The organism is Pseudomonas mucidolens, assembly GCF_900106045.1.
GTDB lineage: Bacteria > Pseudomonadota > Gammaproteobacteria > Pseudomonadales > Pseudomonadaceae > Aquipseudomonas > Aquipseudomonas mucidolens.
Genome location: NZ_LT629802.1, coordinates 419,955 through 440,868 on the forward strand (window position 1 = coordinate 419,955; position 20,914 = coordinate 440,868).

At 60.6% G+C, this 20,914-nt stretch carries 19 protein-coding genes and 1 pseudogene; 8 read left to right on the plus strand and 12 right to left on the minus strand.

Going from position 1 to position 20,914, the window contains the following annotated elements:
• The 4 genes from BLU75_RS02080 to BLU75_RS02095 all read right to left on the minus strand — a co-directional run bounded on the left by BLU75_RS02080 (position 1) and on the right by BLU75_RS02095 (position 4,926).
• Positions 1-1,164, minus strand: coding sequence for an efflux RND transporter periplasmic adaptor subunit (locus tag BLU75_RS02080; RefSeq protein WP_084380498.1), 1,164 nt, complete (start codon positions 1,162-1,164; stop codon positions 1-3).
• A 135-nt stretch (positions 1,165-1,299) separates the two neighbouring features.
• On the minus strand, positions 1,300-2,397 hold the full coding sequence (locus BLU75_RS02085; protein ID WP_084380496.1) for a DUF1513 domain-containing protein: 1,098 nt from the start codon (positions 2,395-2,397) through the stop codon (positions 1,300-1,302).
• Between the two features lie 2 nt (positions 2,398-2,399).
• Positions 2,400-3,464: an imelysin family protein gene (locus BLU75_RS02090; protein WP_084380494.1), complete on the minus strand. Its 1,065-nt coding sequence runs from the start codon at positions 3,462-3,464 to the stop codon at positions 2,400-2,402.
• Between the two features lie 31 nt (positions 3,465-3,495).
• Positions 3,496-4,926 carry a di-heme oxidoreductase family protein gene (locus BLU75_RS02095; protein WP_084380492.1) on the minus strand — a complete coding sequence of 477 codons (1,431 nt, stop codon included), beginning with the start codon at positions 4,924-4,926 and terminating at the stop codon, positions 3,496-3,498.
• Positions 4,927-5,072: 146 nt separating this feature from the next.
• Between BLU75_RS02095 and BLU75_RS02100 the strand changes: the two genes are divergently transcribed.
• Complete coding sequence (locus BLU75_RS02100) at positions 5,073-5,636, plus strand: nitroreductase family protein (RefSeq protein WP_084380490.1); 564 nt, start codon at positions 5,073-5,075, stop codon at positions 5,634-5,636.
• 144 nt (positions 5,637-5,780) lie between these two features.
• On the opposite strand, the gene BLU75_RS02105 is transcribed toward BLU75_RS02100, so the two are convergent.
• The 5 genes and pseudogenes from BLU75_RS02105 to BLU75_RS02125 all read right to left on the minus strand — a co-directional run bounded on the left by BLU75_RS02105 (position 5,781) and on the right by BLU75_RS02125 (position 11,391).
• On the minus strand, positions 5,781-6,185 hold the full coding sequence (locus BLU75_RS02105; RefSeq protein WP_084380488.1) for a YbaN family protein: 405 nt from the start codon (positions 6,183-6,185) through the stop codon (positions 5,781-5,783).
• A 189-nt stretch (positions 6,186-6,374) separates the two neighbouring features.
• On the minus strand, positions 6,375-6,983 hold the full coding sequence (locus BLU75_RS02110; RefSeq protein WP_084380486.1) for a biliverdin-producing heme oxygenase: 609 nt from the start codon (positions 6,981-6,983) through the stop codon (positions 6,375-6,377).
• Between the two features lie 141 nt (positions 6,984-7,124).
• Positions 7,125-9,705 (minus strand): annotated as a pseudogene (locus tag BLU75_RS02115) (TonB-dependent receptor).
• Positions 9,706-9,822: 117 nt separating this feature from the next.
• Entirely contained in the window at positions 9,823-10,791 is a 969-nt protein-coding gene (locus BLU75_RS02120) for a FecR family protein (RefSeq protein WP_084380482.1), read from the minus strand.
• An 81-nt stretch (positions 10,792-10,872) separates the two neighbouring features.
• Entirely contained in the window at positions 10,873-11,391 is a 519-nt protein-coding gene (locus tag BLU75_RS02125; protein WP_084380480.1) for an RNA polymerase sigma factor, read from the minus strand.
• A gap of 261 nt (positions 11,392-11,652) precedes the next feature.
• Here BLU75_RS02125 and BLU75_RS28200 point away from each other — a divergent pair, with 261 nt between their 5' ends.
• Positions 11,653-12,039 (plus strand): hypothetical protein, encoded by a 387-nt coding sequence (locus tag BLU75_RS28200; RefSeq protein WP_157720748.1) that lies wholly within the window; start codon positions 11,653-11,655, stop codon positions 12,037-12,039.
• 89 nt (positions 12,040-12,128) lie between these two features.
• Here BLU75_RS28200 and gap read toward each other — a convergent pair whose 3' ends face one another.
• A complete protein-coding gene (gap, locus tag BLU75_RS02135; RefSeq protein ID WP_084380478.1) occupies positions 12,129-13,130 on the minus strand; it encodes a type I glyceraldehyde-3-phosphate dehydrogenase in 1,002 nt (333 codons plus the stop codon).
• Between the two features lie 221 nt (positions 13,131-13,351).
• Between gap and edd the strand changes: the two genes are divergently transcribed.
• From edd to BLU75_RS02155, 4 genes are read left to right on the plus strand one after another with little or no spacing between them, the layout of a single operon-like run.
• A complete protein-coding gene (edd, locus tag BLU75_RS02140) occupies positions 13,352-15,178 on the plus strand; it encodes a phosphogluconate dehydratase (protein ID WP_084380476.1) in 1,827 nt (608 codons plus the stop codon).
• Positions 15,175-16,131: a glucokinase gene (locus BLU75_RS02145; RefSeq protein WP_084380474.1), complete on the plus strand. Its 957-nt coding sequence runs from the start codon at positions 15,175-15,177 to the stop codon at positions 16,129-16,131. Before edd ends, BLU75_RS02145 begins: the two co-directional genes overlap by 4 nt.
• 32 nt (positions 16,132-16,163) lie before the next feature.
• Positions 16,164-16,892, plus strand: a complete 729-nt coding sequence (locus tag BLU75_RS02150; protein ID WP_084380472.1) for a response regulator — start codon at positions 16,164-16,166, stop codon at positions 16,890-16,892.
• Complete coding sequence (locus BLU75_RS02155; RefSeq protein WP_084380470.1) at positions 16,882-18,351, plus strand: ATP-binding protein; 1,470 nt, start codon at positions 16,882-16,884, stop codon at positions 18,349-18,351. The genes BLU75_RS02150 and BLU75_RS02155 overlap by 11 nt, the downstream gene beginning before the upstream one ends.
• Here the strand turns inward: BLU75_RS02155 and BLU75_RS02160 are convergent.
• Positions 18,348-19,277, minus strand: a complete 930-nt coding sequence (locus tag BLU75_RS02160; RefSeq protein WP_084380468.1) for an AraC family transcriptional regulator — start codon at positions 19,275-19,277, stop codon at positions 18,348-18,350. The two genes, BLU75_RS02155 and BLU75_RS02160, sit on opposite strands and share 4 nt — an antisense overlap.
• 317 nt (positions 19,278-19,594) lie before the next feature.
• Between BLU75_RS02160 and BLU75_RS02165 the strand changes: the two genes are divergently transcribed.
• Positions 19,595-19,936 carry an antibiotic biosynthesis monooxygenase family protein gene (locus BLU75_RS02165; RefSeq protein WP_084380466.1) on the plus strand — a complete coding sequence of 114 codons (342 nt, stop codon included), beginning with the start codon at positions 19,595-19,597 and terminating at the stop codon, positions 19,934-19,936.
• A gap of 9 nt (positions 19,937-19,945) precedes the next feature.
• A complete protein-coding gene (locus BLU75_RS02170) occupies positions 19,946-20,248 on the plus strand; it encodes a hypothetical protein (protein WP_084380464.1) in 303 nt (100 codons plus the stop codon).
• Here the strand turns inward: BLU75_RS02170 and BLU75_RS02175 are convergent.
• Positions 20,229-20,846, minus strand: a complete 618-nt coding sequence (locus tag BLU75_RS02175) for a flavin reductase family protein (protein ID WP_084380462.1) — start codon at positions 20,844-20,846, stop codon at positions 20,229-20,231. The genes BLU75_RS02170 and BLU75_RS02175 overlap by 20 nt on opposite strands.
• Positions 20,847-20,914: the final 68 nt, after the last annotated feature.

The following is a 20,914-nucleotide window of genomic DNA, read 5'->3' on the forward strand; positions in this document are numbered from 1 at the left end:
TCAGTTCCTTGAACCGTCGGTGCGCGGAGCCTGCCCAGGCGCGGCCGGCAGGTTTTTGTCCGGGGTAATGGCGATATGGGCGCCTGTGTCCAGCTTGATCTGGCCGGCGCTGACCACTTGCTCGCCGCTGCTCAGGCCCTTGGTCACCAGCACCAGCCCGTCGCGACGTTCACCGGTCTCGATAAAGCGTCGTTCGGCAATCAAGATCGGCTGGCCGTCGGGGTCTTTTTCGAGATTGCCGTCTTGCGTCTTTTTCTGCGCGACGACGTAGGCCGAGTTACCGTAGAGGGTGTAGGTAATTGCGCTTTCCGGTATGACGACCTGGGGTGCCGGGTCGGGCAACAGGACTTGCAGGCTGGCGAACATGCCCGGCAACAATTGGCTATCGGGGTTGGCCAGGGTGGCACGTACCAGCACGTTACGGGTGCTGTCTTCGACCTTGGGGTTGATGGCGCTGATGGTGCCGGGGAAGGTCTGCTGGGGATAGGCCGAGACTTCTACCTGCACGGTTTGCCCAACGGCGACTTTAGGCAGCACCTGTTCTGGCACGTAGAAGTCGACGTAGAGGCTACTGAGGTCCTGCAACGTGGCGATCACCGTGCCACTGGCGAGGTAATCGCCAACGTCCACCTGGCGGATGCCGATGGTGCCGCTGAAGGGTGCAACCATGTGTTTCTTGGCCAGGGATGCCTTGAGCTGATTGACCGTGGCCTGGTTCTTTTGCAACTGCGCCGAAAGGCGGTCGAACTCGCCTTTGGAGATGGCCCGGCTGCCCACCAGTTGGCTGCCGCGGCCATAATCGAGTTGGGCCAATCCCAGGTCGGCCTGGGCGGTTTGCAGCAGGGCACTTTCCACCGCGCTGTCGAGTTGCACCAGCGGTTGTCCGGCCTTGACCTTCTGTCCTGACTCGAACTGCAGCTCTTTGACGGTGCCGGCGATCTCCAGGCTCAGGCTGACTCCTTGCAGCGCCTTGAGCGTGCCCACCGCCGGCAGGCGCTGTTGCCAGGGCTGTTCGAGCGCCGTGGCGACGGCCACGCTGATCGGCGGTTTGGGCGCTGAAAAGACCTGGATCTGCTGGTAGATAGAGAAGGCCTTGTAGCCCCCCAGCAGCAGGATGATCGACAGCACAACAGCCAACATGATGAGCATGCGACGACGCAGCATATTCCGGTTCCTTGGAAAATCTGGGACAGACGAAGACAAACAAAACGGCACATTACTCCGAGTACCGGGAGGTTTCCAACTGCCAATCCTGACAGTGGGAAAGCCGGGCAAGGGCCGGCAAGCCGACCCACGCCGTCAGATCAGGTGTAAATGGTTGTCCCAGAGCCCTGCGGGCAATTCCAGAGGTTTAGCGAGCAATTGTTTCTGCCGGCAATCATAGAAACGGCAGCGGCCCTGGCCCGAGCTCACGACAAATCCATCCGCCACCGCGCCGACACCGGCGCAGTCCGGCAACGGTCCGTCCAGGCGCAGCTCGCCGCTGTCCATGTCCCAGATAAAGAACCGATTGCCCCGCGGCGCGGTCAGCGCCACCAGGCGCAGCTCGCTGTGCACAGCGACGCTGGCGGTGTAGTGCCCCATGGCTTGCAACTGCTCGTCAGCCACTGGAAACGCCACGAAGGGTTGGCCTGGACGCTTGATTGCCAACAGTTCGGAACGCTCCTGTGACGGCCCCATGAACTGCTGCCCGGTGAGGATGGTGCCGTCGCTGGCAATCCCCATGTGACGCACGCTGTTCATTTGTTGGCTCAGGGTTTCCTTGCTCAACAGCGTACCGTCGCGCTGCATCAATACCAGGCTCGGTTCCATGGCTTCCAGGTTCATCTCGACCCGGCTTTCGGCTTCGGTGCGAATCCCGCCGTTGGCCACGATCAGGGTTTCACCATCAGGCATCCACGACACTTGGTGCGGGCCGATGCCATGGGTCGAGAGCTCGCCGCTGTGTACCAGGCGCTCACCCTCGAACTTATACACGCCGAGCAGGCCACGACCGGGGTCGGTGGTGTCGTTTTCCGTGGCGTACAGCCAGTCGCCGTTCTTGTGGATCACCGCGTGGCCGTAGAAATGCCGGTTGGCCCGGGAGGTAACGGTTTGCAGCAACGCACCGTCACGCAGGTCCAGCAGATAGCTTTCGGTGCCTGGGCGACGGGCGACGAACAGGGCGATTGGCAACGTGGGGTGGTTGATGATGTCGTGGCAGCGCTGACCGACCTGGGTTGCAAACACCAGGGTGCCGTCCAGGCGATAACCAACCGCGTAATGCTTGCCGTCGGCGTCATCCCGTGCCGAAAGCAACAGCGGGCTGTTGCCTTTGTTTTTGAACAGCGTCCAGCCACCCAGGGTGATCGCACTGAGCAGCACACTACCGATGGCCAAAGCCTGTCGCCTGAGCATCATCAGTCACCGTCGTTGGCATTAAAGCCGAGTTGGATGCCGAGCGCCTTGGCCAGTTCGCCTTCGTGCAGGCGATGGACGACGTTGAGGCTGGCGTAGATCTCGTCGAGTTGCTGGCGCCCGGCTTCATCGGCCAGCAGCTCATCGAGGGAACGCTGATTACTGGTTAACAGCTTCAGCGAGTTGGCGTAGGCCGCATCGATCTTGTCGGCCAGGGTTTTTTGATCCGCCGGCAACAGGCCGCGCAAGCCTTTGTTGTCGACCCCGACCCACACGGTCTGGGCCGCCGCGAGGCTGGCGTGCAGGCTGCGCAGGGAAGACTGGCTGCGCCACGCATCGGCCTGGAATGGCTGCGGGATGCCTTTGGTCTGGCGACCCATTGGCGTGCCGAGTTTTTTCTTCAAGGTGTCGAGGGCGGTGACCTGGACACGCAGCAGTTCAGCGATGGCTTCGTGGGAATCGGCGTAGCGCTGATTAGGAAACTTGCTCATCTGCGCCAGCATGCCGTCGGTGCTGTTCCAGTTTGCGAGGATTTCTTCTGCCAGCAGCTTCTGGTGTTCGCCAATGGCAATCAGCAACGGGCAGTAACGGGCTTTCTGAGCCTCATCGGCGAGGGCGGGCTTGGCGTCATACAGGATGTACTCGTAAGCCGACAGGCCTTGTACGACCACGCTTGCTTTGGCCAGGGCGGCGGCATCGATCTGCGGCTGGGCGGTGACCAGTTGCTCGACCTGGCGCCCGACCAGGTTTTTCTTGTCCGGCCAGAACTGCACCTGCCATGGACGGTTGCCTTCGGCCAGCGGACCGATCAGCAGCGGTTGCAACTCGGCCCAGGCTTTTTGTGCATGCAGGAAATCTGCACGCGCGGTCTCCAGTGTTTCCTTGCCCTGGCAGTAGGCCAGGGCGCTGACCGCCAATTGCCGGTCAGCTTCGACCCAGCGGCTGTATGTCGGCAGGATCACTTGTTTGGCGATGGCGGCCGAGGTGACGGCTTGCGGGTCCTGAGGCGAGCAAGCGCCGAGGGCGAGCGCGGCCAGGCTGGTGAACAACAACTTGGGACGGAACATGTCGAGCTCCCTTCAATAATTGGGGCAAAGCTTATAGAGAATTCAGGAACGCGAGCAACGCGGCGCGCTGTTCGGCGTTGAAAGACAGCACCTGTTGCTGCGCCGCCTGTGCTTCACCGCCGTGCCACAGCACGGCTTCGAGCAGGTTGCGGGCGCGGCCGTCATGCAGGAACTGGGTGTGTCCACTGACGTTTTGCGTCAAACCGATGCCCCACAGCGGCGGGGTACGCCAGTCGCGGCCACCGGCCTTGAATTCGGTACGGTTGTCGGCCAGGCCTTCGCCCATATCGTGCAGCAGCAAGTCGCTGTAGGGGCGGATCACTTGATTGGCCAGCTCAGGTTCAGCGGCGGTGCTCGAGGTGGTGAAGCTTGGGGTGTGACACGACTGGCAGCCGGCCTGATAGAACAAGCTCTTGCCGGCCAGCACCTGTTGCGCATTCACATTGCGGCGGGCCGGCACGGCGAGGTTGCGGCTGTAAAACAGCACCAGGCGCAGGATGTTCTCACTGACTTCCTGCTCGCCATCCTCGCCATTGCCATTCGGCGCCTGCTTGCAGGCCACTTGCGCGTCGGTGCAGTCATCGAAAGGTCGCAGCGTGGTGGTCAGGCCCATATCGCCGGAAAACGCGTGAACGTTCTGTTGATTTAGGTTCGGTTGCCCGGCTTTCCAGCCGAAACGGCCGAGGACGGTTTTCTGCTGGGCGTCGTCCCAGACCCAATTCGGACGTCCGAGTACACCATTTTTATCCGGCTGCTTGCTGGCGTTTTGCAGGATGTCGGCATCGGCAATCGCTTCGAGTAAACCGAGACCAATCATCGGCGGCGCTACACGCGCGGAAAAACGTGTGTCCGGGTGCATGGGCCCGTAGCCGAGCTGGGTGATGTGCAGCGTCGGCTTGCGCAGTTCAACCACGCTACCGTCCTTGAACCTGACGTTTACCGGTGTGTAGTCGACGCGCACCTTGCCTTCGGGGACCACGCCGGGCACAGCCATGTCCTGCAACTGTCCGCCATAGACCGGTTCGGGAACGACGCCAATCTGCTCGATGAGCTTGGCGTAAGGCGGCGCGTCGGGGATCGACAGGCGCACCAGCATCGACACGGCGTTGTTGGCGTCGGGAGCGGGCGGATGACCTCGGCCGTCCTTGATATGGCAGTTCTGGCAGGCATTGGTGTTGAACAGTGGCCCCAGGCCGTCCCGTGCGGTGGTGGTGGCCGGTGCAATCACCCAGGGATTGCGGAAAAAACTGTTGCCCACGCTGAAGTCCAGGCGTCGGGTCGGTGCCAGGTTGGCCGAGGGTAGCGAGAAAGCATTATGGTCAGCCTTGCGTACCGTCGCGCTGCCTCCCGAGCGCGCCTCACCTGGCTCTGCCTGGGTAAAAACCGCAGGCGGAGCGTCATCGCAGGCACTCAGGCTCACGGCCATCAAGACTGCAGACGCGCGAAGCAGCAAACGGGGCATCGGTAATCCTGGAAAACGAGCAAGGGTGGATGAAATTCGGGGGCAAAGTCTAACAGGGCAGGGCGAATTGAATAAGAGCAATTATCGTTTGCTTGCATCCGTTTCATTCCCGTTAGAATGGCGGCACATTTTTCTGGAGGTGGCCAATGCAGGCTCTCGACGCTTTGCTTAACCGTGTATCCGTACCGCGACTGCTGGAACCGGCACCGACCGTTGCACAGCGCGAAGTGCTGTTTGCCGCCGCCATGCGTGCGCCAGACCACGGTCAACTGCGACCTTGGCGCTTCCTGACCGTGGAAGGCGCGGCCCGCGAACAGATGGGCACACTGCTCGCCGAAGCGGCCCGCCTGCAGGACCCCAAGACGCCGCAAGCGATGATCGACAAAGCGCAGAACGGCCCCTTGCGCGCGCCGTTGGTGGTGGTGGTGATTGCCCGTCTGCAGGAGCATTTCAAGGTGCCGAAATCCGAGCAACGACTGGCGGCGGCGTGTGCGGCGCACGCTATTCTGCTGGCGGCGTATGCCCAGGGGATCGGTGCGGTGTGGCGCACGGGGGAACTGTCCTATTCGCCCCACGTCGCTCAAGGCCTGGGCTTGAAAGCAGGCGAAGAAGTGATCGGCTTCCTGTACCTGGGCGCTCCGCAAAACCCGCCACGCACCGCGCCGAAAGAAGACCTGACAGCCTTTGTCAGCGCCTGGCCTGCTCATTAAAACGCGCTACCGGCAAGGTTTAGACTGAGTGGTAGGCAAGCTGAGTCGGGGGATAACTCTACAGGCCAAGTCCATTCAGCGTTATGTCCCGAACATCGGCATCGGCGGGTAACTCATGAGTGGCAGGTGATGTGTGGTCGCGGGCTACAGCGGTGTTTGCACCTGGCGTTCCGGCCGTGACCAGATCCACAGATTGCCCAGGCTCATCCCGACAATCGCCAGGTAGATCGGCCAGCCGTGATCCAGCATTACCAGCATCAACACCGCGCACAGCAGCATGCTCGCGGTGGCGCTGATCTTGGCCCGGCGGGCGATGATCTTGCCGTTGCGCCAGTTGAAGAGGATGGGGCCGAACAGTCGATGGTTTTCCAGCCAGGCGCTGAGGCGTGGCGAGCTTTTGGTGGCGGCCCAGGCGGCCAGCAGGATGAATTCGGTGGTGGGCAGGCCCGGCACGACAATGGCGATCAAACCTATCCCCAGGCTGACATAGGCCAGCAGGCCGAACAGGATTCGGGCGATCTTGGAGGAGGATTGAGGTTTGCCGGTCATGAAAGGGGCTTGCGTGATTAAAGGATGAAGCAAACTTGGGTAGATAGCGTTTTGAATCTCGCCGAGCAAGCGCCAGGTTGACCTGAGCATCCCGTAGCAGCTGACGCAGCCAGCTGCTACGGGAGCACAATGTGAGCTTGCCCGGCCAAGTTCAAGACGGCATCTACGGGTTAATTTATGACGTCAAGCTCAGGCCAGTTCAGGGGTCGTAGCGTACGCCTGTTCCAGCAGCACGGTGAAGCGCACAAACGCCTCAATCGCGCCTTTTTCCACATCGGCTTCTTCTTCGGGGCTGAACTCCAGGCCGTCAAGGGTGCGGGTGTAGCGCTTCCAGCCTTCGGCGCGACCGCCAGCCGGTTCACCCAGGTGACGGGCCCCGAAGGTCTCGCTCAGGCCCAGGCCGACAGCACGTTTGATCAGGAAAGCCGCGCCCAACTTGGAGCCTTCGGAGACGAACAGCCAGCCCAGGGCCTCGGCCTTGCTCGGGTTTTTCACGGCCCCGGCGACCGGTGCCGGAACCTCGGTCTCGAGGTCGGCCAGGTCCAGCTTGGCGGCGTCGGCGCGGCAACGCTGGGCCAGATCCGGAACGATCTTGATCAGTTCGGCGTCGTTGTACAGCGACACCAGTTCCGACTGGAACAGGTATTGCGCGACCACGAAGCGGGCAAAGTTGGCGCGGGTTTCAAACGGCGCGTGAGCCTTGACCAGTGCGTCGAGCTTGGTGTGGGGCTGGTGAGTGATTTGGTTCAGGCGCTGGGAGCGCAGGCTTGGGCGTTCTGCGGTGGAGGAAACAGTCATGGTGTGTCCTTGAAAAGAGCGCAAGCGCCGTGTGACGCTTGAACGTGGCAGTGCTGTAATGACTAGACGAACAAGAAGACGCGGCACAGTAAAAAATCCTCACCCCTCCCGTGATAAAACGGGCGGGTGAGGTGGCATGGATCAGATGTCCCAGATCAGGTTGATCGCGACGTTGCGACCTGGCTGGGTCAGGCGGTCCAGGCTGGCGGGGGAGGTCACACCCGCTTCGCCGACGCCGTCGTAGCTGCGTACGTCATCCCAGTTCCAGTATTTCTTGTCGGTCAGGTTGTACAGGCCGCCGTTGACGGTCAGGTCGTCGGTGACTTTGTAGAAGCCGGTCAGGTCGACGATGCCGAAGCCCGGGGTCTTGAACGGCCCGTTGGCGGCGTTGCCGTCTGGAGAAAAGAAGGTATTGCGGTCGACGCGGTTCTGTTTCTTGACCAGCGTCCAACTGACCAGGGCGCCGTAGCGGTCCTGGTCATAACCCAGGCCAAATACGCCCTTGAGCGGGTTGACGCTGTTCAGCGGCTCGCCGGAATCGTCGTTACGGCCGTAGGTGTAGCCAATTGCACCCTGGGTATACAGGCCTTGCGGCGCACCTAACGCATCCAGATTCATGCGGCCTTTGAGCTCAATCCCCTTGGTGCTCGCACGCTTGATGTTTTTCGCCTGGAAGGCCGCTAAGTCGCCGCCGGCGACAGCGGCGTCTTCATCAATGAAATCGCGGAACTTGTTGTAGAACACCGCCACTTCAAACGAACCTGCGTCGAAGTTGCCGCGAATGCCGGTTTCGATGCCTTTGCTGGTTTCCGGCTTGAGGTTGGGGTTGGGCTCGACGATGTAGCCTTGCTGACTGTTTTCAAAGCGTCCGAACAGCGCTTTGGCCGATGGCGTGCGGAAGCCTTCGGCGTACTGGCCAAACCAGGTGTACTGCTCGGTCAGCGCGTAGGTCAGGCCGAACTTGGGGGGTGACGCGGTGCCAGTTTTTTTCCTTGTCGCTGTGGTCATATTGCCGCTGAGGATCGACGGTGTTGAGGAATTCTTCGGTCAGCTTGGGTTTGAGATGGATGTAGTCGTAGCGCAGGCTCGGCAGAAAGGTCCAATCATTCCAACTGATCTGATCCTGCACGAACAGCGCGTAGCTGTTGATGGTCGGGTCGGGGAAGTCACTGGCTTTTTTCACGCTGTCTCCGGCGGACGGGCTGGGGGCGCCGATCGCCGTGCAGCCGGCGCCTACGGCCAGGCAGGTGGCGGCGCCTTCACGGGACCCGGTGACTTTCTGCTGCTTGAGCGTGGTGCCGTAGGTCACCACGTGATCGGTTTCGCCCATGGCGAAGGCCTTGTCCAATTGCGCATCGAAGACCCACTGTTTTTCTTCGTAAAGCGTGTCACGGGTACGCAGTACGCGACGACCTGCCTGATAGATTTCGGCGGTGGACTGATCAGTCTTGGCGATCTGGTAATTGAGGCTGGTCTTGATGTGATCGGCAATCGGCGAATCGAGCGCGAAGCGGTTTTCGATGCCGAAACGTTCGCGAGTGATGGTGTCGTTCCCTCGCCGGTCTCGGTAGAGGTTGAAGCCTTGACCGCCGACAAACGGGCCACCGACCGCATTCTTCATATTGATGTCGCGATCGTCCTTGTACTTCTCATACGTGAGGCCCAGACGGTTCTCATCGCCGTAATTCCAGCCCAACTTGGCCAGTACGTTGCTGGTTCGGGCGTCTTCCGGGTTGGCGCCGGTACGGGCCAGGCCGGTGGCATTGTTGCCATCGTAGGATTCGGTTTCATGACCGTTGCGCTGGCTCAGGTGCAACAAACCGTCGAAGTCCTGCACGCGACCGGCCACGGTGCCAGAGGTCAGCCAGCTTTCGTCGGCGGAACTGTAGCCGGTTTTCAGGCGCGCGCCGTAGTCCTGACCAGGCTTGATGATGTCGTCTGGATCAAGGGTGAAATAGCTCACTGCGCCACCGATGGCGCTGCTGCCGTAAAGGGCCGAAGCCGGGCCGCGGAGGATTTCCACACGCTTGACGATTTCCGGGTCGACGTAGTTGCGGCGGGTCTTGGCGTAGGGGCCGTTGAAGAAGTTGTTCGGTACTTCGACACCATCCACCTGGGTCAGGATGCGGTCGCCATCAATGCCGCGAATGTTGTAGCCGGAATTGCTCGAGCGGGTGCCGGCCCCGCCGACCGAAACACCCGGCTCGTAGCGCACCAGCTCACGGATAGTGTTGACGTTCTGGCGATCCAGCTCCTCGCGCGCATGCACGCTGACCGTGCTGGGAACGCTGTTCACATCCTGCGCCTGGCGGGTGGCGCTGATGGTGACTTGTTGCAGCGTGATGGCGCTGCCCGCCGCGCGTTTTTCCAGGACGATGTTGTTATTGCCCAGCTTGCGGTAACCCAGGTTGGTCCCCACCAACAGCCGGTCCAGAGCCTTTTCCGCGGACAGCGAACCGCGTGCGCCGGGAGAGGAAACGCCTTCGCCCAGTTCAGCCGGCAGGCCGACTTGCCAGCCGGTCACGGTGGTAAAAGCGTTCAATGCCGACACCAACGACTGTTGCTCGATGTTGAAAGTGTAATTGGCGTGGCTACGCGCAGCGGGCTCGGCGGCTACGGCCGTCATGGCCGGGCTGCTCGCCAACAGGATGGCGACGGTCAGCAGGCAAAGGCCATGCTGACGACTGGGCGAAGAGGACCGGCGGTTGAAACGAGAAGGCATCGAAAGCGCTCCGGAAGGTACGAATCTTATAATTGCGAAATTGATTCAAATGCGAATCAGTTGCATTAGATAAGACGAGACGTACCAGCGCTCACGATCGAGTAAAAATAATTATTCTCAATTGAGAATGACCAGCGCCGGGAATTCCGAGAGCTTGGCCGAGGTGATGTGGGCGAGGGAGCGCACCACATCCAGGGGTTGGTCCAGGCGGTAGTTGCCGGTGACGGCGACGCTGGCCAGCCGGTCATTGGTGTTGACGATCCAGCCAGGGTAGTAACGCCGCAGTTCCGCCAGCACTTCGTTCATCGGGCAGTTTTCAAAGATCAGGCGGCCCTTGACCCAAGCCAGATCCTTGGAGACGTCGAGCCGGACCGGCGGGCCAAAGCCATTGGGTCCGATGCGGATACTTTCCCCCGCGCTCAGACGCACCCGGTTGTTGCCGGAGTTGGTGCTCAGGTCGACATCGCCGCGTTGCACCTGGACCTGGGCTTCACCGTTGAGGTAACGCACGGCGAAGGCCGTGTCGCTGACGCTGGCGCGCACCGGGCCGGCATCGATTTGCAACGGCAGGCCACGGTTGGCGGCGATTTCGAAAAACGCTTCTCCCTGATACAGCCGCGCAATGCGTTGATGATCATTGATGGTGCTGGAGAACGCCGAGTTGGTGTTGAGCAACACCCTGGAGCCATCATCGAGCTGCACGCGCTGGCGTTCGCCGACCACGGTCAAGTGATCGGCCTGCAGCCGTACCGGGAGGTTGCTGAAGCTGAACAGTCCCAGCAGCAACACCGCAGCGGTGGCCAAGGGTCTCCAGTGTGGTTTTATCCGACGCCAGGCGCTGGGCCTGCGGGGCGCATTGAGGGCCACGGCGGCGCTGTGGACGGGCGCTCCGCTCCAGGTGGCCTGGGCTTTGGCGAAGGCTTGGGCGTGGGCCGGATCGGCGGCCAGCCAGGCCTGGAACTCGGCTTGCTGGCCGGGCGCCGGGCATTGCAAGGCGATCAGCCAATCGAGGGCTTGGTCCATGGCCGTATGTTGCAACACCTCATGAGCAAGCTCATGGGGGAGCAGTTTTTTCGGGTCCGTCACGGTGTTCCTCGGGTCTTCGCCACGTTTTATTCGAGGTCTTACAAGGTTTGCGACATTTTTGTCGGTTTGTCCTGACAAAGCTTAAGGGGGATCGAGTCGTTCAGCCACACCCACACAGATTGCCATGATCAATTTCAGTTCCTTTTGCACGGTGCTCAGGGATACCTCGAGCTGATCGGCGATCTCTTGATAGCTGCAGCCATGCAAGCGACTGAGGATGAATATGCGCTGTTGGCGGGGGCTCAACTGCCCGAGGCTGATGCTCAGGTGTTCCAGCAATTGCTCGGCGTGGGTTGCGTCTTCCGGAGTGCTGACGGGGGAGGCGACGCTTTGCAGGACGTCCATCGGGACATCTTCCTGCAACGTACGGGATTGAATCTTGCGCGAGCGCAGATGATCCAGCGCCAGGTTGCGTGCCGTCTGGAAAACGAAAGGTTCTAGGTGCTCAATCCGTCGTTCACCAAGGGCCCGGGTGACGCGCAGATAAGTTTCCTGCAACAGGTCCTCGGCGGTGCTGGGGTTATTCACCATTCGTTGCAAGGTGCGCAGCAGAATCACCCGTTGGGTGAGGAAGACATGATTGAAGCGAGATTGGCTCACAGTGATACCAGACCGATTGGTAGCGAATGATAATGCTTATCATAAGCGCAAATGGCAAGGGGGTTGGGCTGGGGTTGGGCTGGGGTGGGTACATATCCGTTGCTGCGGTTATGGCGGCTATTGGTTTCGCTCTTACAGCGACTCACTTTTGAACAGCGCAAAAGTAAGCAAAACGCTCTTGCCCCACCACTCGGCACCTCGCTCAGGCTCGGTGTGCCCTCTCTCCGGCATTGCTCCGTGGGCCGCCGCGACGGGCCATCCATGGCCCAACGCGGCTATCCCGGCATTCATGCCGGGATGCCCACTGCGCAATGCCTGCGTTCGGCCAGCGTGGTTAACGGGGCGCCTAAGATCAAGATCAAAAACAGAGCCGCTTTCTGTAGGAGCGAGCTTGCTCGCGAAAAACTTGAGATCGCCTCGGGGTGTCAGATTTTCCGCGTCATCGTTAACGATCTTCGCGAGCAAGCTCGCTCCTACAGAGAAGAGGCACGCTCGCAAAAGATCCCCGGCATGGATGGCCCGTCGCGGCGGCCCCCCGAATCAATGTCGGACTACGGGCATGCCGAGCCTAGGCGAGGCACCGAGTGGTGGGGCAAGAGCCCTTTGGTTACTTTGGGCTGGGCCGGCATTCCGGCTTTTCCAAAGTGACTCGCTGTAAGAGCGAAACCAATAGTGGCCGTACCCCAAAAAAAACGGATATGTACCCCAACCCAACCCCACAGACAACCAAGCTCTACTTATTCGGCGTTACACAACGCCAAGCAGTTATCCAGCATGCGATTGGAGAACCCCCACTCGTTGTCATACCAAGCCAGGACCTTCAACAGCTTGCCGCTGGACTTGGTGTGATTGGCATCAAAAATCGACGACAACGGGTTATGGTTGAAGTCGCTGGAAACCAGCGGCAGGGTGTTGTAGCCGAGAATCTTCGAATGCTGGCTGGCCTCCTTGAGCAAGGCATTAACCTCATCTGCACTGGCCTCGCGCTTGAGCTGTACGGTCAGATCCACCAACGACACGTTGATCACCGGTACACGCACGGCCATGCCCGTCAGCTTGCCCGCCAATTCCGGCAACACCAGGCCCACGGCTTCGGCAGCCCCGGTCTTGCTCGGGATCATGTTTTGAGTGGCAGAGCGCGCACGGTACGGGTCGGTGTGGTAAACGTCGGTCAGATTCTGGTCATTGGTGTAGGCATGAATCGTGGTCATCAGGCCGCTTTCGATGCCCAGTTCGCGGTGCAGCACCTGGGCCACCGGGGCCAGGCAGTTAGTGGTGCAGGAAGCGTTGGAGATGATCTGGTGGGATTGGCGCAGAATGTCATGGTTCACGCCATACACCACGGTGGCGTCCGCGCCTTTGGCCGGTGCCGAGATGATGACCTTGCGGGCGCCGGCGCTGATATGGGCGGCGGCCTTGGCGCGGTCGGTGAACAGACCGGTGCATTCAAACACCACGTCGATTTTTTCCGCGGCCCAAGGCAAGTCGGCCGGGTTGCGAATGGCACTGACCGCAATCCGGTCACCATTGACGGTCAGGCTTTCCTGATCGTGGGCGACCTCGGCATCGAACGTGCCGTGGACGGTGTCGTATTTGAGCAGGTGGGCATTGATTGAACTGTCGCCCAGATCGTTGATGGCGACGATCTGCAAATCCTGGCGGTAACCTTGGGTATAAAGTGCGCGCAGGACGTTGCGGCCGATACGGCCAAAACCATTGATTGCAATTCGAAGAGTCATTTGAAAGCGCCTGTCGTCGATTTGTTGTAAGAATTACAAGATTATTCGCATAAAAATAGAAAACAAGCCTTTTTAGTGGCAATATTTTGTTCAATCTACAACGAGTGACCTGAATCAACTGGTCCGATTGATCAAGTAACTGTCTGCCAACCTCTTTGCGGCGGGCTTTTGATCAGCATAGACACTCAGGTCGCCACATCCGTTAGCCTGGAGTTCTACACATGCATCCCCGCGTACTTGAGGTCACCGAACGCTTAGTCGCCCGCAGCCGTGCAACCCGTGAGGCTTACCTTGCGTTGATTCGCGGCGCTGCCAGCGACGGTCCGATGCGCGGCAAGCTGCAATGCGCCAACTTCGCCCATGGCGTGGCCGGTTGCGGCACCGAAGACAAGAACAGCCTGCGCATGATGAACGCTGCCAACGTGGCAATTGTTTCGTCATATAACGACATGCTCTCGGCGCACCAACCCTACGAACATTTTCCCGAGCAAATCAAAAAGGCCCTGCGTGAGATCGGTTCGGTCGGTCAGTTTGCGGGCGGCACCCCAGCCATGTGCGACGGTGTGACCCAGGGCGAGCCCGGCATGGAGTTGAGCCTGCTGAGTCGCGAAGTGATTGCGATGTCCACGGCGGTAGCGCTGTCCCACAACATGTTCGACGCCGCGCTGATGCTGGGGATCTGCGACAAGATCGTCCCGGGTCTGATGATGGGGGCCCTGCGTTACGGCCACCTGCCGATGATTTTTGTCCCGGGCGGGCCGATGCCGTCGGGTATCTCCAACAAGCAGAAGGCCGACGTGCGCCAGCGTTATGCCGAAGGCAAGGCCACCCGCGAAGAGCTGCTGGAATCGGAAATGAAGTCCTACCACAGCCCCGGCACCTGCACGTTCTACGGCACCGCCAACACCAACCAGTTGCTGATGGAAGTCATGGGCCTGCACTTGCCGGGCGCGTCCTTCGTCAACCCGTACACGCCGCTGCGCGATGCGTTGACCCGTGAGGCGGCGCATCAGGTCACGCGCCTGACCAAGCAAAACGGCGCGTTCATGCCGATTGGCGAGATCGTCGACGAAAAATCCCTGGTCAACTCCATCGTTGCCCTCAACGCCACCGGCGGTTCCACCAACCACACCTTGCACATGCCGGCCATCGCCATGTCGGCGGGCATCATCTTGACCTGGCAAGACATGGCTGACCTCTCCGAAGTGGTCCCGACCCTGTCCCACGTCTATCCGAATGGTAAAGCCGACATCAACCACTTCCAGGCTGCGGGCGGTATGTCATTCTTGATCCGCGAACTGCTCGGCGCCGGCTTGCTGCACGAAGACGTCAACACCGTCGCCGGCCACGGCTTGAGCCGCTACATCCAGGAACCTTTCCTGGTGGACGGCGAGTTGGTCTGGCGCGATGGCCCGATTGATAGCCTCGACGAAAGCATTCTGCGCCCGGTAGCCCGTGCCTTCTCCCCGGAAGGCGGTTTGCGCGTGATGGAAGGCAACCTCGGCCGTGGCGTGATGAAAGTGTCCGCCGTGGCGCTTGAACATCAGATCGTCGAAGCGCCGGCGGTGGTGTTCCAGGACCAGCAGGATTTGGCCGATGCCTTCAAGGCGGGTCAATTGGAGAAAGACTTCGTCGCCGTGATGCGCTTCCAGGGCCCGCGCTCCAATGGCATGCCGGAGCTGCACAAGATGACGCCGTTCCTTGGCGTGTTGCAGGACCGTGGCTTCAAGGTGGCGCTGGTGACAGACGGGCGTATGTCCGGCGCCTCGGGTAAGATCCCCGCCGCGATTCATGTCAACCCCGAAGCGCATAGCGGCGGTGCGCTGGCGCGGGTCAAGGATGGCGATATCATTCGTGTGGATGGCGTCGAAGGCACCTTGCAGATTAAGGTGGACGCCGACGAATTTGCTGCGCGCACACCTGCCTCGGGCCTGCTGGGCAATAACCTGGGGGCCGGGCGTGAGTTGTTTGCGTTCATGCGTCTGGCCGCAAGCTCCGCAGAGCAGGGCGCCAGCGCCTTTACCTCTGCCTTGGAGACACTTAAGTGAAGCTTGCGCTGGTTGGTGACATCGGCGGTACCAACGCCCGTTTTGCGTTGTGGCGGGATCAGCAGTTGCACGCGATCCAGGTACAGGCCACCGAGGACCACGAAAGCCCGGAAGAGGCAATCAAGGTCTACCTCAAGGAGCAAGGCCTGGAAATCGGTGCCATCGGTGCGGTCTGCCTCTCGGTGGCCGGGCCGGTGAGCGGTGACGAATTCAAGTTCACCAACAACCACTGGCGCTTGAGCAAAACGGCTTTTTGCCAAACCTTGCAGGTGGACGAGTTGTTGCTGGTGAATGATTTCTCGGCCATGGCGCTGGGCATGACGCGCTTGCAGGCCGATGAGTTTCGCGTGGTCTGCGAAGGCACGTCGGAGCCGTTGCGCCCGGCGGTGGTGATCGGGCCGGGTACTGGCCTGGGGGTCGGCACCCTGCTGGACCTGGGCGCCGGACGCTGGGCGGCCTTGCCGGGCGAGGGTGGCCATGTCGACCTGCCGTTGAGCAGCCCGCGGGAAACCCAGTTGTGGCAGCACATCTACAGCGAAATCGGGCATGTCAGCGCTGAAACCGTATTGAGCGGTGGCGGCCTGCCGCGTCTTTACCGGGCGATTTGCGCAGTCGACGGGCATGTGCCGGTGCTGGAAACCCCCGAAGCCATTACGACGGCGGGGCTTGCCGGGGATCCGGTGGCCATCGAAGTGCTGGACCAGTTCAGCATTTGGCTGGGTCGCGTGGCCGGCAACAACGTGTTGACCACCGGTGCCCGTGGCGGTGTGTACATCGTCGGCGGGGTTATCCCGCGATTTGCCGACTTCTTTGTGCGTAGTGGGTTTGCCAGGAGTTTTGGCGACAAAGGCTGCATGAGTGACTACTTCAAGGGCATCCCGGTGTGGCTGGTGACGGCACCGTATTCCGGCTTGACCGGTGCGGGCGTGGCATTGGAGCAAGCGTTTGCCTGACCGGCTCCACCCATAACAACAAGGAGGAACCCGTGAGCGTAATCAGTAAGTCCATTCTTCTCGTCGATGACGACGAGGAAATCCGCGAACTGCTGCAAACCTACCTCAGTCGCGCCGGCTTCCAGGTGCGGGGCGTGCCGAATGGCGCGGGGTTTCGCGAGGCAATGAACGATGCACCGTGCGATTTGGTGATCCTCGACGTGATGCTGCCCGACGAAGACGGTTTCAGTCTTTGTCGCTGGGTGCGCCAGCACCCGCGCCAGGCGCAGGTGCCGATCATCATGCTGACTGCCAGTTCAGATGAAGCCGACCGGGTTATCGGTCTGGAACTGGGCGCGGATGATTACATCGGCAAACCCTTCAGCCCACGCGAACTGCAGGCGCGGATCAAGGCCCTGTTGCGTCGTTGCCAGTTTGGCCAGGAGCGCGGCGGCGATGTCCTGGTGTTTGATGAGTGGCGCCTGGACATGATCAGCCACCGGCTGTTTCATCTGGACGGCGAGGAAGTCATCCTTTCCGGCGCCGACTTTGCCTTGCTAAAACTGTTTCTCGATCATCCCCAGCAAATCCTTGACCGCGATACGATCGGCAATGCCACCCGTGGCCGTGACCTGATGCCGTTGGACCGGATTGTCGACATGGCCGTCAGTCGTCTGCGACAGCGCCTGCGTGACACCGAAAAACCTCCACGGCTGATCCGCACCGTGCGCGGCAGCGGCTATCAATTGGCGGCCAATGTGGTTGCCAGCAATGCCCATTAAGCGGCTGAACGAACTGCGACGGCGGATTCCGGTACCGCGTTCGCTGTTAGGGCGAATGCTGCTGCTGACCTTGCTGGCGGTATTGTTTGCCCAGACGCTGTCCAGCGTGATCTGGGTTTCGCAGTTGCGCGCTACCCAGCTCGAAGGACTGGTCACCAGCGCCCGCAGTCTGGCCCATTCGATGACCGCCAGCGTCAGCTATTTCCGCTCTCTGCCGGTGGCTTATCGCCCGTTGGTGCTGGACCAGTTGCGCAGCATGGGCGGCACGCGTTTTGTGGTGACACTCAACGACAAACCGCTGGACATGGAGGTGTTGTCGCAAACCCCGCGCAAGGCGGCGGTGCTGGAAGCGGTGGAAGACGTGTTGCACGAGACGTTGGGTCGCGACGTGCATATTTCGATCGAGTTTGTCAGTGCCGAAGACCTGCGCATTTTCAATGCCGGCTTGAAACTGGACGAATTGCCACGTTCCTGGGCGCATTACGCGTTGACCCTCGAACCGGTCAACCCGCCGGTGCTGGTCACACAGATCCAGTTGGCGGCCGGCGAGTGGTTGTATATCGCATCGTTGTTGCCTGAGCCCTATACCAGCCTTGAAGAGCAAGGCCTGCCGTCCCAGCAGATGTGGTTTATCGTGCTGACCAGCGGTTTCCTGTTGCTGTTTATCGGCCTGCTGGTGCATTGGCAAAGCCGCCCGCTCAAGCGCCTGGCGCGCGCGGCGCGGGATATGTCGCTGGGCGCCGATGTAGAGCCGGTTGCCGAAGGCGGCGGCAGCGAAGTGGTGGAAGTGGGGCGTGCGTTCAATGCCATGCGTGATCGCATCAGTCGCTACCTTACCGAGCGTAGTCAGTTGTTCAGCGCTATTTCCCACGACTTGCGCACTCCAATCACGCGCCTGCGGTTGCGGGTGGAGTTGTTGGAGGATGAGAAGCTGCAAGCCAAGTTTGGCCGCGACCTGGATGAGCTGGAACTGTTGGTCAAAGGCGCGCTTCAGTGCGTCAAAGACACCGATATTCACGAGAACATCGAGCCGGTGGACCTCAATCACGTGCTCGACTGTCTGGTGGAGCCGTACCTGGCACCCAACGGCAACGGGCGTATCACTCAGGACGGTCGGGCGCTGACGGCGTTCCCGGGCAAGCCGCTGGCGCTCAAGCGCTGTATTGGCAACTTGATCGACAATGCCTTGAAGTACGGGCAGAACGCCCATTTGCACATTGAGGACAACGGCGCAGAGTTCATCCTTCACGTCGATGACGAAGGTCCCGGTGTGCCGGAGCAGCGACTGGAGCAAATCTTCGAACCGCACTTCCGACTCGCCGGGCAGCAGCAGGGCTACGGGTTAGGCCTAGGCATCGCGCGTAATATCGCCCACAGTCATGGCGGCGAAGTGAGTTTGCAGAATCTGCGCGAAGGTGGCCTGCGGGTCACGTTGCAGTTGCCCCGCAGCCTGGATTAAACACTCTGGCGCAAGCGCGCCAGATCGCGCAACGGCGGTGCGCCAAACAGACGGCTGTACTCGCGGCTGAACTGCGAGGGGCTTTCATATCCCACCCGATAACCTGCCGCCGAAGCTTCCAGGCCTTCGGCGAGCATCAAGCGTCGCGCTTCCTGCAGGCGCAATTGCTTTTGATACTGCAACGGGCTCATGGCGGTGATCGCCTTGAAGCGATGATGCAGGGTCGAGACGCTCAGGTTCACCTCCTTGGCCAAGTCATCGATGCGCAGCGGCTGTTCGTAATTGCTGTTGAGCCAGATGATGGCTTGGCTGACACGATGGCTCTGACTGTTGGTGACCGCGATTTCGTACAGCCGGTAACCCTGCGGGCTACGCAATAGCCGGTAGAGGATTTCGCGGTTGATCAGCGGCGCGAGCATTGCGATGTCTTTGGGGCTGTCCAGCAGGCGCGTCAGGCGCAACACGGCATCGAGCAGTTGTTGGTCGACACGGTCGACATACATCCCGCGCGACGTCGGGCGCGTGGGCACGCCCATCGGGCCGGCTTCGGCAATCAATGCGGTGAGTTGCGCCGGGTCGATGTTTATGCGGATCGACAGGTTGGGGTCCTGCGGCGTGGCATCGATGATCCGACCCGCCACTGGCATCGCTACCGAAAACACCAGGTAATTGAGCGGGTCGTAGGCGAAGGTCTCGTTGGCCAGGCGGACTTCCTTGCTGCCGTGGGCCAGGATGCACAACGCGGGCTCCACCAGCACCGGCATAAAGTCACGGGGAGCGTTATGGCGGTTGAGGAACAGCGACGTGATCGCCGTACCGTAGGAGCCGTCCTCCCAGGTGTGGCGACGCACGATACCGGCCAGTTCAGCTCGTTGCTTTTCCATCTCGGCATCGAGAGGCGTGGCGTGATAGTCGGGCAACGACATGGGGCGACCTCGGCAAGCTGTGTTGATGGTGCGCAGCTTAACGGCGGGCCGACAAACTGTGTTACGCCAATTCTGCACAATCCTTGCCTGATCCTGCGAAACAGCGTGAATCAGGCAAGTCACGCGCCTGAAACAAAGCCTTCGTAGGGCAAATATCCGTCATGCGTGATGGCTGTCTTTACGCTTTTCGCAGGATTGTGCAATAAGCCTGCAGGAATCGACTAACCGCTTTTGTGCTCGGGCCCGTATCTTGGGTGACGTGGCAACACGCTTTCACCGTACTTGCCGAGCATCACTTCTCAACGGGAGAGTCGAACATGTCCACCCCCATTCCCGCAAGCCATATGGCCTTTATCCGTGCCCATGCCGGGTGCAGCACCGAGTTGGGTGCACGTTTGAGCTGTCTGATCGAGCCGGGCCGCCAGGCGCCGGGTTGTTTGCAGTTTTCGTTGCAGCGTTCCCAAATCGACCCGGACGTATGGCTGGTGTCGGGTTTCTGGAGCAGTGAGCAGGCGATGAATGTCTACTTCAATTCTCCGGCGTTGCTGATCTTCACCGAGCTGCTGAACGACATGGTGGTGCGCAGCATGGACTTCCAGACGTTCACTGACACCTCTGCCGTGAATGCCGATGGCGAATACCTGCAACTGGCTGGCTGAACGTCTAGAATGGCCAACTTTCCATTGGCCAGGACCCGCAACATGGCACGTAAAGAGTTTGCCCATCACGAAGCTGTTTCCGCTCTGGTTCGCGAGGACGAAGGCGGTTACAGCGCCGCCATCGCCGTCAAGGCGCTGGATGGCATGGGCGCCCCGCGCTTTCACAAAATCCTCGAAGGCCAGAAATTCAAGACCGCCGACGACGCCGATCAAGCGGCCGCGCAGCAGCTCGAACGCTTGATCGACATCGACGCAGAAGGCCTGTTGGCCTGGACCGCGACTCCCTTCGCTGCTAAGGGCGATGCATCTTGAACAGGGCTTCAGGCCCGAGCTGGAAGTAATCCGCTGGGCCGCCGCCGCGCAGAATCGGTTCGGCGGCAGCAGTGTCGTAGATGCCGTCCTTGAGCAGCCATTTGGCGATGTGCACCGCGACCACTTCGCCGAGCACCAGCCAGCTGGGCACCAACGCCTGGTCGGCGCGCTGCAGTTGAATGATCTGCGTGACCTTGCATTCGAATGACACCGGGCTTTCGCCCACGCGAGGCACGGCGATCACGTTGGAAGCCACCGGCGTCAGCCCGGACAATTCAAACTCATCGACCTCAGGCGAAACGGCGGCGCAGCTCTGGTTCATCTGCTCGGCCAGCGGGCGCGTGGCCAGGTTCCAGACAAACTCGCCGGTCTGTTCGATGTTATTCAGGCTGTCTTTACGTCCGACACTGGAAAAACCAATGATTGGCGGAATGTAGTTAAACGCATTGAAGAAGCTGTAAGGCGCCAGGTTCAGGCGACCCTCGCGGTCCTGGGAGGAAATCCAGCCAATCGGCCGTGGCCCGACGATCGCATTGAACGGATCGTGAGGCAGGCCGTGGCCTTTGGCAGGTTCGTAGAAGTGGATCTCGTCGGACATGACCGGGGTTCCTGATGCGCGCTAAAAAGAAGGCGTCATAGTGCAAGCCGTGGCGCCGGATTTCCACC

Excerpts from the sequence above, each read along its gene's own strand:
- edd (WP_084380476.1), top strand. The coding sequence starts at position 13,352 with ATGCATCCCCGCGTACTTGAGGTCACCGAACGCTTAGTCGCCCGCAGC.
- BLU75_RS02170 (WP_084380464.1), top strand. The coding sequence starts at position 19,946 with ATGGCCAACTTTCCATTGGCCAGGACCCGCAACATGGCACGTAAAGAG.
- BLU75_RS02080 (WP_084380498.1), bottom strand. The coding sequence starts at position 1,164 with ATGCTGCGTCGTCGCATGCTCATCATGTTGGCTGTTGTGCTGTCGATC.
- BLU75_RS02105 (WP_084380488.1), bottom strand. The coding sequence starts at position 6,185 with ATGACCGGCAAACCTCAATCCTCCTCCAAGATCGCCCGAATCCTGTTC.
- BLU75_RS02155 (WP_084380470.1), top strand. The coding sequence starts at position 16,882 with ATGCCCATTAAGCGGCTGAACGAACTGCGACGGCGGATTCCGGTACCG.
- BLU75_RS02095 (WP_084380492.1), bottom strand. The coding sequence starts at position 4,926 with ATGCCCCGTTTGCTGCTTCGCGCGTCTGCAGTCTTGATGGCCGTGAGC.
- BLU75_RS02160 (WP_084380468.1), bottom strand. The coding sequence starts at position 19,277 with ATGTCGTTGCCCGACTATCACGCCACGCCTCTCGATGCCGAGATGGAA.
- BLU75_RS28200 (WP_157720748.1), top strand. The coding sequence starts at position 11,653 with ATGGCCCAACGCGGCTATCCCGGCATTCATGCCGGGATGCCCACTGCG.
- BLU75_RS02085 (WP_084380496.1), bottom strand. The coding sequence starts at position 2,397 with ATGCTCAGGCGACAGGCTTTGGCCATCGGTAGTGTGCTGCTCAGTGCG.
- BLU75_RS02100 (WP_084380490.1), top strand. The coding sequence starts at position 5,073 with ATGCAGGCTCTCGACGCTTTGCTTAACCGTGTATCCGTACCGCGACTG.
- BLU75_RS02090 (WP_084380494.1), bottom strand. The coding sequence starts at position 3,464 with ATGTTCCGTCCCAAGTTGTTGTTCACCAGCCTGGCCGCGCTCGCCCTC.
- BLU75_RS02110 (WP_084380486.1), bottom strand. The coding sequence starts at position 6,983 with ATGACTGTTTCCTCCACCGCAGAACGCCCAAGCCTGCGCTCCCAGCGC.
- gap (WP_084380478.1), bottom strand. The coding sequence starts at position 13,130 with ATGACTCTTCGAATTGCAATCAATGGTTTTGGCCGTATCGGCCGCAAC.
- BLU75_RS02165 (WP_084380466.1), top strand. The coding sequence starts at position 19,595 with ATGTCCACCCCCATTCCCGCAAGCCATATGGCCTTTATCCGTGCCCAT.
- BLU75_RS02175 (WP_084380462.1), bottom strand. The coding sequence starts at position 20,846 with ATGTCCGACGAGATCCACTTCTACGAACCTGCCAAAGGCCACGGCCTG.